Raw genomic sequence first — 13,660 nt, forward strand, 5'->3', positions numbered from 1 at the left:
TTCCACAGGCACGGGAGCGAGGGTTCGCCAAGCATCCGGAAAGTTGCAACTTAAGCCGGAAAAACAACGACATCGAGGCGAATAAATCGCAGGCCGCCGAGGTGGGGCGAGAAGATGGCCGGCATTGATTCGTTCGCTTGTGCTCACCGAAGCCAAGCAATGAAAGATGTGCCGCATGGCACCTCCTTTATTGCAATCTCCGAGGCGCACTCCTACCCTCTCGCCCGCAAGGCCGCGGTCAGCGGCAGCCGCGCCGCCGCCAGCGCCGGCAACGCCCCACCGATCACGCCGACCGCCACCCCCAGCAGCCCCGCGGTCAAAATCACATCCGCCGCCACATCGAGCTGAAAGGCCATCTTCGTATTGTTGGCTCCCATCGTACTCGCCTGCCAGCCATTGAAAGCAAGCCGGGAGCCGATCACACCGACGGCCGCCCCCGCCGCCGACAGCAGCACCGCCTCGACCCAGGTGGCAGCCAAGGCCGGCAGCCGGGAAAAGCCGAGCAGGCGCAGCGTGGCGATCTCGATCGCACGGTCGGAAACCGAGCTCATCATCGTGTTCAAGGCACCCGCCGTCGCACCGATCGCCATCAGCAGCGCGATCGGCCAGCCGAACAGGCGGATCAGGCTTTCAGTACGCTCGGCCTGCGCGGCATAGAGATCGGCCTCGGAGACGGCGGTGAGCGGCGCCCCCGATATATCGGACAGACGCTGGCGCAGCACCGCCAGCCCTGTTGCGGGGTCGCCGCCGGCAAGCCGCACGCGCAGGCTCTGCACCTGCCCCTGGCGGTCGAAGGCCGATTGCACCGCGTCCAGATCCGCCCAGATCTCGGATTCGAAGGCGCTACCGCCCGCGGTGAAATGACCGGCGACGGTCCAGTCGACCGCACCCAACCGCACCGTCTGGCCGACGGCAAAGCCGGGGAAAGCGTCCGCGATGCGGGCGCCGACGACGATCTCGCGGGCGCCTGATGCAAACATCCGCCCCTGCGAAAGCCGGGCGCGGCTGCGGAGATCGAGCCCGGCCGGGTCCATGCCCCTGAGCGACAGCGTCTGCTCGCCACCATCGTTCCCCCTGACATCGATCGGCACGATGATCTCGCGCGACAGCACCGGCCCGCCCGCCCCGCCGGCACCATCGCGCGCAATTCCGCTATCAGTGCGGATTGCGGCAAGGCTGCGGATCGCATCGGCAGGGACATCAGAGCCTGTTTCCTGGTTGGTGCCGCCGCCGAGGATGACAGCGATACCGGGGAGCCGGCCCCGGCAAGGGCAGCCTCGAAGCCGCGCGCCATCGCCAGAAAACCTGAGAGCACCGCCACCACGAGGGCGACCGACAGCACCATCGACAGCGAGATTGCAAGCCGCCTGGGCAGGCTGCCGAGGTTGACTCTGATCATGAGAAAGGTCTGCTTGAGCGCTGATGACATTGAATTATCTCGTTCTGAAGGCGTTGACGATGGGCAGGCGCATGGCGTTCACGGCCGGAAGCAGCCCGGTCAGCAGGCCAAGCCCTGCAATGATCGCGGCAGCCTTCAGCAGCACCTCGCCGCCGAAGACGAGACCGAATTCCGGCCCGATCGAGAGCGTCGCGAGCTTGGCCAGAATGAGCCCGCCCGCGCCGCCGACGGCGAAGATGAACAGTGTCTCGCCGAGAATGAGCGCCACGATCCGCCCGCGGGAAAAACCGAGCACCTTCATCACACCGATCTCGAAGCGGCGCTCCCTGATGGCGAAGAGCATGGTGTTGACCGATATCATCAGGATCGTCACGAAGGCGGCACCGACGACGAGACCGACGATTAACCCGACATCGGCAAACTGCCGGAGAAAGGCTTCGAGGAACTGCTTTTCCGATTGCGTCCTGGTCTGCGCCGCCGAATTGGCAAAGAGCGCGTCGATGCGCCCCGCCAGCACCCCTGAGGCGACACCGTCGCGCGGGCGCACCACGAAGGCGTCGACCGTATCCTTGTCCCTTGCACGCGCTGAATTGACCATGTCGTAGCGGGCGAGCATGAAATAGGTGTCGGTGCTGGCATCGGCGCCATCGAAGATCCCCGATATGGTGAAACTCCAGTTCCGGCTGCCATCGGCCTTCATGATCTGGCTGGTGATGCCGATGCGCTGGCCGATCGACCAGCCCTGCGCTTCGGCCAGCGCCCTGCCGACGAGCACCCGGTCGCCACCCTCTTCCAGCGCCGCGATCAGCTCCGGCGTCAGCCCGAGTTCGGCGCCGTTGGCAGCGGCAATCGCCCGCGGATCGACCGCGCTGATGGCCACGACATTCTTCTCGACCTCGACGAAGCCCCGCATGCGCGCGGTATAGGCGACGGCCGCGACATCGCGCTGCCCCGCGATCCGGTTGAGGTAGGCAAGCGGCAGCGGCAGCCCCCGGCCCGATTTGTTGAACACGCCGAGCAGGTCGTCGCTACCGCCGGACGCCCCCTGGCTGCCGCTGACGAAACTCGCCGTCAGCCCGTAGATCAGGAAGGCGGTGCCGACCGAACACATCAGCAAGACGGCCCGCAGCCGCTTGCGCCAGGCATTGCGCCGCATGAGCTCGAAGAAGGTCATCGGCTTTCCCCCTCGACGAATTCACCCTTGTTGAGATGCAGCGTACGCCGTGCAAAGGCAGCGGCCTCGGGGTCATGCGTGACCATGACGATGGTTTTCCGAAGCTCGCGATTGAGAAAATCAAGCATCTCCAGGACGTCATTGGCCGATTTCCGGTCGAGATCGCCGGTCGGCTCGTCGCAGAGAATGAGATCGGGATCGGCGACGATGGCACGGGCAATGCCGACGCGCTGCTGCTGGCCGCCCGACATGCTGGACGGAAACTGCCGTTGCCGCCCAGCCAGCCCGACCAGCTCCATCACCGTATCGACGCGCGCCCGCCGCTCCTTGCGGCCGAGCGGCTTCAAGAGCAGCGGCAGCTCGATATTCTCTGCCGCATTCAGCATCGGCAGCAGATTGTAGAACTGGAAGACGATGCCCATGCTGTGCGCCCGCCAGGCAGCCCTGGCGCCTTCGCCCATCTGCTCGATATGGCTGCGTCCGATGCGGATCTCGCCGGCATCCGGGCTGTCGATGCCGCCGAGCATATTCAGCAGCGTCGATTTCCCCGAACCCGACGGCCCCATGACCGCGACGAAATCGCCGCGCGGAATGGAAAGGTCGAGCCCTGAAAAGATCGGTATGGTCTCCGCCCCGATCCTGAATGCCTTCCGGACGCCGGCAAGCGCGATATAGGGATCTTGAGTGTCGGTCATTGCTTTGCTCCTTGGTGGTTTATTGATCGGAGTCGCGGCGCCGGAGGCGTGTCCCTTCTCCCCGCTGGGGAAAAGAGCCCTGTGGCGCGGCACAGTTTCCACAGGATCGCCTCAAGGGATCATCCCGCACTGCCTGACCCGCGGGCCGGAGCCTCGAAGGACGGGGGCGGTTGATGGCCGCCGACGGCCTGCGGATTGGAAGCAGCCTCCCCAACCACCAGCCGGACGCGCGCCGCCATGGCGGGCCGCATGCCCGAAGGTGGCCGGGAGATCGACAGACGAAGCGTCACCGTCCCCTTTTCCCGCGAAATGACGGGAGCGATCTTCGACACCTCGACCGCAAAAGGCTGGCTTGGAAAGCCGTCAAGCACCGCCTCGCCGGACAGGCCCGGCCGCATCAGTGCGATATTGGACTCGGCCACATCGGCATCGATGACCAGGCTTGCCGTATCGGCGATGACGAGCAGGCTTTCATTCTCCCGCACGCTGTCCTCGCGCGACAGCACCGTGTCGCCGATATGTGCGTCGATCCGGGTGACGGTGCCGGAGATCGGCGCGCGCACGGTCAGCGCCTCCACCTGTTCACGCGCCTTGTCGATCTCGAGTTCGGCTTTTTCGACATCGTGCCTTGCCTGCAAGGCGGCATTCTCGGCGCCGTCGGCAGCCGTTTTCGCCTCCTCCAGCGCCTGCGCCGACATGGTATCGCGCCCGGCCAGCCGCTCGGTGCGCGCAAGCGATGACCGTGCCTGCGCAAGCTCGATGTTCTTTGCCGCCAACGCCAGCTCCGCCGATTGCCGGGCGATCTCCGCGCCCCGAAGCGAAAAACGCGCGCCGGCATCGTCGAGCCGCACCAGCACCTGCCCCGCCGCCACCCTATCGCCCGCCTCCACCTCGACCCCGACGATCCGGCCCTCATATTTGGAAAAGACGGTGGCGATATCGGGTGCGACGACGTAGCCGGAGCCGGTGATTTCCCTGGGCGACGCAGCCGTGCTCTTCGCCCTGCCGTCGGCCGGGGTCTGCATTCCCTCGACGGCAGCACCGCCCTTGGCCGGCGCCTCCACTCGATGATCCGATATGGCAAGATCGCCGCCCGAAAACCCCGCAAGCGCGGTCTCGATGCGCTCCCTCGTCTCAGGCCGGTAGAAAAGTACTCCCGCCAGCGATACCGTCACAGCCAGGACAAGCATCGCGGCGGGGATCACGCGCCGCCGGGCATGAGGCTTCGGCGGTTCGGTCTTCAAGGCCGCAGGCTCGATCGAAAGCGATCTCAGCTTGGCGGCAAGGTCTCGGTCGTGTTCTGATGTCGTGTTCATGCCGGCAGCATGGCCGCCGGCGCCAAAACCGCGACCTCGAACATGTTTCAGGCGGTACTCGATCGCGATCGAGGACTGGTGTAAGCCATATCAGAGCATGTCGCACAAAAGTGTGCAGCGGTTTTACGATAATCTTTTGATGCCCCCACAGAAACTGCACGAAGGGAAGTTGGGGCTTGGCTCGCTGCGTGCCTCGGCGGCACGGCACACCGATCAGCCCTCATCCTTGTACGTTGCGCAGGCCGGAGGCCGGAGCCTCGAAGGACGGGGGCGGGTGATGAGCGCTGCGGCCCGCATCAATTGGCGGAGGAATACCAGTGGCCGGCCTCGTCCTTCGAGGCCCCTGCGGGGCACCTCAGCATGAGGGCGGAGAGAGGGCACGAATTGCCTTACTATAGAGCGAGGCGGCGAAGTATTTTCCGAAACGCACAGCGACCGTTAAGATCGGACTGCCCTCACCCCTCCGCCTTCCTCTGCCGCCATGCCAGCGGCGTCATATCCGTCACACGCCTGAACTCCCGGTTGAAATTCGACTTGGTCTGAAAGCCGACCTCGAACATCACCTCGGTGACCGGCTTCTCGGTATCGGCAAGCAGCCGGCATGCCTCGCCGATCCGGTAATCATTGACATATTGCGAGACGTTCTTGTCCATCGCCCGGTTGATCGCCGCCGAGATCTGGCGTGCGGGAATGCCGGCCTTGCGGGCCAGCCGGTCGAGATTGAGATTGGCGTCGCGATAGAGCTTCCTTGCTTGCATCAACGCATCGATCGCGGCGATCGTCTCCTTGTCCTCGGTCGTCTCTGGCTTCGGGACCAACTCTGCCGTTTCAGCCGGCGCCCGGCTTCGGCTGGCGGCCGCCGCCGCGATACCGAGGATGACGAGGACGGCGAGATTTCCAAGACTGATCAGCATCAGCGCCCGCGCACTATGGGCCGAGGTGAGGTCGAGGAAGACGAAGGTATCGATCGCGGCCGAGAGACACAGAGCAGCGGCCGTAAAGATGATTGCCCGGTAGGCCGGCACCGCCCCTTCGAAAGGCGCCAGCCGCAGCGCATCGGCGCCCGGGCGCATCAGAAGCAGGATGGCGAGGGCATAACCGACGAAGATCAGCACCAGAGCGATGTCGATCGCCTCCCGCCAGACAGCCATCAGCACCAGGATGAGGGCGGCGGGTACGGCATGCAGAGCGACCCGGGCCGGCAGCGGCCGTCGGCTGGTCCGCACCAGCCGGGAAACCCCCGCATAGGCAAGCGGCGGCACCATCGCCGCGATCACCGGCGCGACCAGCCCGATGGCCTGGACTCCATATCCCCAACGCAGGCCGGAGAGCACGGATTGCAGCGCGGCAAGCAGGATGAGCGCCAGAAACGGCCGGTTCGGCGCCGCCTCCTCGTCGCGCCTGAGGACAGTGACGAAGAGGACAAGCAGCAAAAGGGCAACGGCGAAGGGAAGCGGAATAAACAGCATGGCCTGACAGGATCGTAGCGAGTAGGCGGCCATCATTGCCGAGATCGTCGCCGTGCGCGACCTCCATCACGTTTTAGGACGCGTTTTAGGTGGGGATTTTGTGGGGTCGGTGGCCGCCGGGATCAGCAGCGATCCAGGAAGGCAAGCACGCGGGCAGTCAGCAGCGCGGTCGCATCCGCGTCATAGGACGGCAGCGAGCTGTCGGCGAAATAGTGCTGATCGCCGGGATACAGGAAAAGCTCCGCATCCTCGACCGCCTCGACGATCTCACGGGCGGCATCGATGTCGCCCTCGCCTGCGAAAATCGGATCCTTGTCCATACCGTGGATCTGAACCGGGACGCCATCCGGCCAGGGTCCGAAGGCCCATTCGCCACGGATCGGCAGGCAGGAGTAAAAAAGCAGAGCGCCACGGGCTCCGGGCCGTGTCTGTGCCAGCTTCTGCGCCGGCATCACGCCGAACGAAAAGCCGGCATAGACGAGCTCCGCAGCAAGGTCGTCGGCGAGGCGAACGCCGCGCTCCCTGATATCGTCGAATCCGATCCCGCCGATATAGGCAAGCCCCTCTTCGATGCTCTGAAACACCTGCCCCTCGAAGAGATCCGGCGTGTGCACGATGTGGCCGTTCGCCCGCACGGCGTCGGCGAAGGCGCGCACACCCGGGGTCAGCCCCTGAGCGTGGTGGAACAACAAGACCTCAGCCATACGAAACCTTATCCCGATGATCGCTGTCTACGGCGCAGTACCAAAGAAGGCGAGCCGGGTGAAGATCGTATAGTCCGCTTCCGATACCATCAGCGCCACGAAGACCAGCACCAGCACCGGCGGCAGCAGGATGGCGTAGACGAGCGCCAGCCTTTCCCAGGCCATATGCATGAAGACGGCAACGATCAGCCCGGCCTTCAGCATCATGAACAGCAGGATCAGCGTCCACCTCAGATAGCTCTGAACGCCGAGATAATCGACCATATAGGACGCCGCGCTGAGCACGAAGAGCAGCCCCCAGACGAGGAGATAGAGCCGGATCGGGTGCTGCTGTCCGGTGTGTGCCTGTGCGTGCACCGCTTGGCTTTGGGCATGCGCCGTTGTCTCGCTCATGACGACCTCACCACAGATAAAAGAACGCGAAGATGAAGACCCAGACCAGGTCGACGAAGTGCCAGTAGAGGCCCATGATCTCGACGGCCTCGTAGCGGCCTTTCCGGCTGGTGAAGAAGCCGCGCCGTTCCACGTCGAAATCGCCCCGCCAGACCTTGCGCGCGACGATGAGGAGGAAGATGACGCCGATCGTCACATGGGTGCCGTGGAAGCCGGTGATCATGAAGAAGGTCGATCCGAACTGGGCTGCCCCCCATGGGTTCTCCCAGGGGCGCACGCCTTCGGTGATCAGCTTCGTCCATTCGAAAGCCTGCATGCTGACGAAGGTTGCGCCGAGAAGTGCCGTCAGCAGCATCAGTATCGCGGTCACGCGGCGGTCGCGGCGATAGCCGAAATTGACCGCCATCGCCATGGTGCCGCTGCTGGAGATCAGCACGAAGGTCATGATCGCGATCAGGATCAGCGGCACATCCTGGCCGCCGATATGAAGCGCGAAGACCTCGCTCGGATTTGGCCAGGCAACGGGCGTCGACATGCGGGCGGTCATGTAGGCGATCAGGAAACAGCCGAAGACGAAGGTGTCGCTGAGCAGAAAGATCCACATCATCGCCTTGCCCCAGGAGGCGGTCTTGAAGGCGCGCTGATCCGAACTGAAATCGGCCGCGACTCCGCGAAGGCCCGCGGGCCTGAGGTCCGCCTCGCCGTGTGTCTGGACAGAATGTGCCATCTGCAAATCCCCTAGCTTATCAACGTGCGGCAAAGATCGACGAAATCGTTCGCCCAGCCGGCAAAGAGCGCGAAGAGCAAAAGCCAGACGGCGAGCATGAAATGCGAATAGATGGCCGATAGGTCGACGCTGAGCCGCAGTCTCTCCGGCGCGACATCGGCTGCGAACGCCTTGACCGTCGTATGCGCAAGGACGGCAAGCCCGCCCAAAATATGCAGCCCGTGCAGGCCGGTGAGCATGTAGAAGAAGCTGTTGGCGGGATTATCGGCCAGGACGTAGCCGGCCGCCGTCAGTTCCCGCCATGCCTGGATCTGCCCGGCGAGAAAGAAGACGGCAAGTGCCAGTCCTGTCGCAAGCGCCGGCCGCAGGCTTTCCATGCGGCCGTGCTGTGCTTCACGTTTGGCCCATTGCAGCGCGGCGCTGCTCAAGGCCAGTGCCGCGGTGTTCACCCAGAGCAGCCGCGGTACCGGCATCCCCCACCAGTCCGCCGATGCCGCACGCATGAAATAGGCGCTGACGGCAAGGCTGAAGACGGCGCCGACGACGCCGAGAAACACGAAGAGGCCGATCTTCACCGCCGGCACAGGCGCCCGCTCGGTGCCATGATGATCCGGCAGTTGCACCGAGCCGGTTTCCAGCCAGGGCTTCGAGGTCAGCCGCTGCCCGGCCAGCCACCAGATCATGACGGCGGCGATGGCGGCGAGGAAGATCAGCACGACGCTCATGTGGGAATCTCGCGAGTGACGCCATCGCTTGCCGGCACATTCTGCGGAATGAAATCTTCGGCCGCACCCGGCACGCTGTAGTCATAGGCCCAGCGGTAGACGACCGGCAGATCCCTGCCCCAGTTGCCGTGTGCGGGCGGTGTCTGCGGCGTCTGCCATTCGAGCGTCGTCGCCCGCCAGGGATTGCCGCCGGCCTCCCTGCCCCGCAAAAGGCTCCAGACCAGATTGAACAGGAAGACCATCTGCCCGGCCCCGACCACAAGCGCCATGATGGTGATGAAGATATTCAGCGTGTGGGCTGAGGGCGGAACGAAGGCCGTTTCTCCCATCTCGAAGTAACGGCGCGGCACTCCGAGCAGGCCGAGATAATGCATCGGAAAGAAGATCGCATATGTGCCGAGGAAGGTGATCCAGAAGTGGATATGGCCGAGTGTCTCGTCCAGCATGCGTCCCGTCACCTTCGGATACCAATGATAGATCGCTCCGAAGATGACGAGGATCGGCGCGACCCCCATGACCATGTGGAAATGCGCAACGACGAACATCGTATCCGACAGCGGCACGTCGACGACGACATTGCCGAGGAAGAGGCCGGTCAGACCGCCATTGACGAAGGTGACGATGAAGGCGAGCGCAAAGAGCATCGGCAGCGTCAGGTGGATGTCGCCGCGCCACAGCGTCAGCACCCAGTTGTAGACCTTGATCGCCGTCGGAATGGCAATGATCAGCGTCGTGGTGGCGAAGAAAAAGCCGAAGGCCGGGTGCATGCCGCTGACATACATATGGTGCGCCCAAACGACGAAGCTCAAGCCCCCGATGATGACGATCGCCCAGACCATCATCCGATAGCCGAAGATGTTCTTGCGCGCATGCGTGCTGATCAGGTCGGAAACGATGCCGAAAGCCGGCAGCGCGACGATATAGACCTCCGGATGCCCGAAGAACCAGAACAGATGCTGGAACAGGATCGGGCTGCCGCCGCCATGTTTGAGTTGCTCGCCCATTTCGACGATGGCTGGCATGAAGAAGCTGGTGCCCAGCACGCGGTCGAAGAGCATCATGACGCAGGCGACGAAGAGTGCCGGAAAGGCAAGCAGCGCCATCACGGTCGCGGTGAAGATGCCCCAGACGGTGAGCGGCATCCGCATCAGCGTCATCCCCCGCGCGCGGCCTTGCAGCACGGTCACCACATAGTTCAGCCCGCCCATGGTGAAGCCGATGATGAAGACTATCAGCGAGATGAGCATCAGCAGGATGCCCCAGTCCTTGCCGCCTGGTGTGCCGGAGAGAACGGATTGCGGCGGATAGAGCGTCCAGCCGGCCCCCGTCGGGCCGCCGGGTGCGAAAAAGCCGGCGACGAGGATCAGCACAGCAAGCAGGTAGATCCAGTAGCTCAGCATGTTCGCGTAAGGAAACACCATGTCGCGGGCGCCGACCATCAGCGGAATGAGGTAATTGCCGAAGCCGCCGAGGAAAAGTGCGGTCAGGAGATAGATCACCATGATCATGCCGTGCATGGTGATGAACTGGTAATAGTGATCGGCATCGATGAAGGCGAGACTGCCGGGAAAGGCGAGCTGAATCCGCATCAGCCAGGAGAGCACCAGCGCCACCAGGCCGATCGAGATCGCGGTCACCGAATATTGCACGGCAATGATCTTGGCATCCTGGCTGAACACATATTTCGTCCACCAGCTGTGCGGATGATAAAGCTCGACATCCTCGACTTCTGCGGAGGGGATGCTGCCGGATGGAATCTCGACCATGATCTCTCTTCCCTTCCCGCCGGTTTCTTGAGCCGGCATGCGGTCTGTGACCGCTGGGGTTCCCTGAACCGGTAAACGGCTTTCCGGCCGTTGCACCGCGTCAATTTGCCGGCAGCGGCTCTCCCGATGACGCCGTCAGCTGGGTGAATGTCTGCTGCTGCCCGAGCCAGGTCTGGTAGTCGGCATCGTTATCAACCACGACGCTGCCGCGCATTTGCGGATGGCCGACGCCGCAGAGTTCGGCGCAGAGAATCTCGAAATTGCCCGTCCGCGTCGGCGTGAACCAAAAATAGGTGACCATGCCGGGGATCATGTCCATCTTGGCGCGGAATTCCGGCACGTAGAAATCATGCAGCACATCGATGGAGCGCAGCAATATATGCACCGGCTTGCCGATCGGCAGATGCAGTTCGCCGCCCTCGATGATGACGTCGTCGAGGCCGTTTGCGTCGTTCTTATCAAGCCCGAGCGGGTTTTCGGCAGTGACGTCGCGCGTCTGCGCACGGCCGAGCTTTCCGTCCGCCCCCGGGAGGCGGAAACTCCACAGCCATTGCTGGCTGACGACTTCGACCGATGCGGCATCGGCAGGCACCGTGATGAACTGGTTCCAGACGATGAGGCCGGGCGCCAGCATCGCCGCGACGCCGACGGCCGTTCCCCCCGCCAGCATCAATTCCAGCCGGCGGTTTTCGGGCTCATAATGCGCCCGGTTGCCGGGCCTGTGCCGGAAGCGGAAGACGCAATAGGCCATGAACGAAACCACCGCCACGAAGACGATGCCGGTGATCCAGAAAGTGATGACGAGGGTACTGTCGATATAGGTCCAGTTGGACGCGATCGGCGTCCACCACCAAGGGCTCAGCACATGAAACAGCACGGAGCCGACGACAATCAGGACGAGGATCAGCACGACAGCCATTTCCGCTCCTCCTCGAGCAGGTTGACCCGTGAAACCGCATTCCGCAAAAAGTCCCTGTTTATTATCGCACAGATAGAAAATATCGGCAATTACGGCGATTTAGGCAGGCGCCGCATAGTCCGCGACCCGCCATTCGGAGTATCTTGCCCATCGTTTGGAATATCGCCCGTCATTTCGAATATTGCTTGAGATAGGCGATGAGATTGGTGATCTCCTGATCGTCCTTCAGGCCGACAAAGGCCATTTTCGTGCCCTTCACCTTCACTCTCGGATTGTGGAGATAGTCACGCAGCGTCGCCTCGTCCCAGACGAGACCGCCGTCGCCGGCAGCCTTCATCGAGGCCGAATAGGCGAAATCGGGATGCGTCCCGGCCTTGCGGCCGAGCACCCCGTTCAGCGACGGACCGACCTTGTTCGTATCGGAATCGGCGATATGACAAGTCGCGCATTTCTTGAAAACTTCAGCACCCGCCGTCGCGTCGCCCTCCTGCGCCCCGGCGTTAGCGGGGAAAAGGGCAGTCACAACTGCAGCAATCAGCAGAACGACACGATAATCCATGGCAAACCTCATCCTCCTCAAGGTCGCCAGCCACTCACACCGTCCACTATCTCTCGCGTGTGGGTGGTGGTTGTTATGGCCCAAAGCTTAGTCCTTCGCGGATGCAAGTCAATCGCTTCCCGGTTGGGGCCACCTCAACGCATTTGATATCGGCTGGACCAGACGCGGATAGCGCCATTACACGCCGGTCGAAAGCGCCTCCTCGACCGCCAACTCGGCCATTGCAAGTGCTGCCTCGCGGGTCTTGGCGGCAGCGATGAAACGGCCGTTGTGGCAGAAGCTCGCGCCCTCGACGCCGCAAACCGCCTCAAGCTCTCCATTGGCAAGACCGGCCCAGGCTGCCGGCAGATCGGCCCTGAGCTCGAAGCCCTCCTCGGCGCGGCGGATACCGGTCACGCACCAATCCTTTTCGCGCGGGTGGACGACGAACAGCAGGTGATCGGCGCCCGCCTTGACGATGGCGGGACGGAAGGGCATTCCCCGCGGCAACTCCAGAACACGCCCCTGCCCCGCAGCCTCGATTGCCCGATGCACCATCGCTTCGGCCCGCAATTTTGCGGCACTCTGGGCGATCTTTGCCTCGACAAAACTGCGGGCAATGGCAAGTGCTGCGTGGAAGGCGCGATCGTCGGCCCCGGGTTCCGTTGCGTCGAAAACCGGTTTCAGGGTCTCCAGCAGCACCGGCAGTGTCAAGCCCGCCAACGGCCCCGAGGGGCTGAGCGCACCGTTGTCGGTCAGATCGATCGGCAGCACGAAGCTCGCATCGAAAGAGCTGTGCATCACCTCGACATGTGCCTCGGGAAGGCCGGAGGCCGCGAGATAATCACGGCCGTAATGCTTCCAGATCAAGCCGAACGAGCTGTAGGGCTGGCCATCGTCGCGCATCGGCGCGCCCCGCTGATGGTGATCGAATATGCCGCGAACAGGGTCATAGGCGCCGCCGACATCGTAGATGATCCGGTCTTGGCCTGGCGTGATCCATTCCGGCGCCCGGCTGCGAACGATGCGCGCCTGCGGGAAAAGCCGGGTCAGGATAACGCTCGACAGCAATTCATCGGCATGGAAGCCACCGGAATGGGTGACGAGGAAATCAGGGATCATGGGAGCTGTACGCCTTGTCGTTCGCGGAGGGTCCGCTTGCAGGTCGGAACCAGATAGCCGTTGCCGGCGACGATCTCAACCCATGCATGGCGCATTTCACTTCCGCGCCTTGCCGCTCGCCACCCATACGTGCTCGTTGGGCTTGCGAGCAAGCACCGCGAAGCCGAGAGCGAGTCGGGGTCGATCTCCCGGATCGCCGTTGCAGCCCTCGCAGAAGGGCTTATTCTCCGGCATCAAAATGTTCATTTGCGAAAGCGAAAGAGGCGGCGCTTGCAGATTCCCCAGCACTTTCATGTCGCCGAGACCGCGGGATGGCTTGTGAACCACCGTGTGAACTCAGCCCTTCCCGGCTATCTCATGATCGGCTCCAAGATCGACACGACCGATCTCTCGGATTTGTCCGAAAAGGCGTTGAGCGAATTCGGCCCTTTGCTCGCAAGGGCTCAGAGCGCGCTGAAACGAGACTTGAACGCTCAGCGCGTCTATATCGGCCGATACGGGCACACGCCCGGTTATCTGGAAGGACAGCCGATATCGCCTGCTTGGGAATTTTGCAGAAGGACCGGGAGACACCGCAACGGACGGCGCGGAACTGACGCTGTTCGTCTGGCGCGAATTTTGTGAACGCGCAGTGCCGCCATCGGTCAGAGGGCCGTCAGTCTCAGAGGTCATTGCGTTGTTGCGGGAGGTGATGCGGTTTCCGGCGCCTTAGG

At 63.2% G+C, this 13,660-nt stretch carries 12 protein-coding genes and 2 pseudogenes; 1 reads left to right on the top strand and 13 read right to left on the bottom strand.

Features of this window, described 5'->3' with window-relative positions:
- Positions 1-212: 212 nt before the first annotated feature.
- The 13 genes and pseudogenes from RHEC894_RS13345 to RHEC894_RS13405 form a co-directional block, all read right to left on the bottom strand.
- Positions 213-1,429: pseudogene (locus tag RHEC894_RS13345) on the bottom strand (ABC transporter permease).
- Positions 1,430-1,433: 4 nt separating this feature from the next.
- Positions 1,434-2,573: an FtsX-like permease family protein gene (locus RHEC894_RS13350; RefSeq protein ID WP_085737617.1), complete on the bottom strand. Its 1,140-nt coding sequence runs from the start codon at positions 2,571-2,573 to the stop codon at positions 1,434-1,436.
- A complete protein-coding gene (locus RHEC894_RS13355) occupies positions 2,570-3,268 on the bottom strand; it encodes an ABC transporter ATP-binding protein (protein ID WP_085737618.1) in 699 nt (232 codons plus the stop codon). Before RHEC894_RS13355 ends, RHEC894_RS13350 begins: the two co-directional genes overlap by 4 nt.
- Before the next feature lie 119 nt (positions 3,269-3,387).
- Positions 3,388-4,584 (bottom strand): efflux RND transporter periplasmic adaptor subunit, encoded by a 1,197-nt coding sequence (locus RHEC894_RS13360; protein WP_085737619.1) that lies wholly within the window; start codon positions 4,582-4,584, stop codon positions 3,388-3,390.
- Positions 4,585-5,039: 455 nt separating this feature from the next.
- Complete coding sequence (locus tag RHEC894_RS13365; RefSeq protein ID WP_206427859.1) at positions 5,040-6,089, bottom strand: AraC family transcriptional regulator; 1,050 nt, start codon at positions 6,087-6,089, stop codon at positions 5,040-5,042.
- Positions 6,090-6,175: 86 nt separating this feature from the next.
- Positions 6,176-6,757: a dienelactone hydrolase family protein gene (locus tag RHEC894_RS13370; RefSeq protein ID WP_085737621.1), complete on the bottom strand. Its 582-nt coding sequence runs from the start codon at positions 6,755-6,757 to the stop codon at positions 6,176-6,178.
- Positions 6,758-6,784: 27 nt separating this feature from the next.
- A complete protein-coding gene (locus RHEC894_RS13375) occupies positions 6,785-7,150 on the bottom strand; it encodes a cytochrome C oxidase subunit IV family protein (protein ID WP_085737622.1) in 366 nt (121 codons plus the stop codon).
- Positions 7,151-7,157: 7 nt separating this feature from the next.
- Positions 7,158-7,877: a heme-copper oxidase subunit III family protein gene (locus RHEC894_RS13380; protein ID WP_085737623.1), complete on the bottom strand. Its 720-nt coding sequence runs from the start codon at positions 7,875-7,877 to the stop codon at positions 7,158-7,160.
- A gap of 11 nt (positions 7,878-7,888) precedes the next feature.
- The gene (locus tag RHEC894_RS13385; RefSeq protein ID WP_085737624.1) at positions 7,889-8,602 is read right to left on the bottom strand and encodes a cytochrome c oxidase subunit 3; all 714 of its coding nucleotides are present in this window, start codon (positions 8,600-8,602) and stop codon (positions 7,889-7,891) included.
- On the bottom strand, positions 8,599-10,368 hold the full coding sequence (ctaD, locus tag RHEC894_RS13390; protein ID WP_085737625.1) for a cytochrome c oxidase subunit I: 1,770 nt from the start codon (positions 10,366-10,368) through the stop codon (positions 8,599-8,601). Before ctaD ends, RHEC894_RS13385 begins: the two co-directional genes overlap by 4 nt.
- Positions 10,369-10,468: 100 nt before the next feature.
- Positions 10,469-11,287, bottom strand: a complete 819-nt coding sequence (locus RHEC894_RS13395) for a cytochrome c oxidase subunit II (protein WP_085737626.1) — start codon at positions 11,285-11,287, stop codon at positions 10,469-10,471.
- A gap of 169 nt (positions 11,288-11,456) precedes the next feature.
- Positions 11,457-11,846, bottom strand: a complete 390-nt coding sequence (locus RHEC894_RS13400) for a cytochrome c family protein (protein ID WP_085737627.1) — start codon at positions 11,844-11,846, stop codon at positions 11,457-11,459.
- A 177-nt stretch (positions 11,847-12,023) separates the two neighbouring features.
- On the bottom strand, positions 12,024-12,947 hold the full coding sequence (locus RHEC894_RS13405) for an MYG1 family protein (RefSeq protein ID WP_085737628.1): 924 nt from the start codon (positions 12,945-12,947) through the stop codon (positions 12,024-12,026).
- 270 nt (positions 12,948-13,217) lie between these two features.
- Here RHEC894_RS13405 and RHEC894_RS13410 point away from each other — a divergent pair.
- Positions 13,218-13,659: pseudogene (locus RHEC894_RS13410) on the top strand (HIT family protein).
- The last annotated feature ends 1 nt before the right edge of the window (position 13,660 follow it).

This window comes from Rhizobium sp. CIAT894, from assembly GCF_000172795.2.
Lineage (GTDB): Bacteria > Pseudomonadota > Alphaproteobacteria > Rhizobiales > Rhizobiaceae > Rhizobium.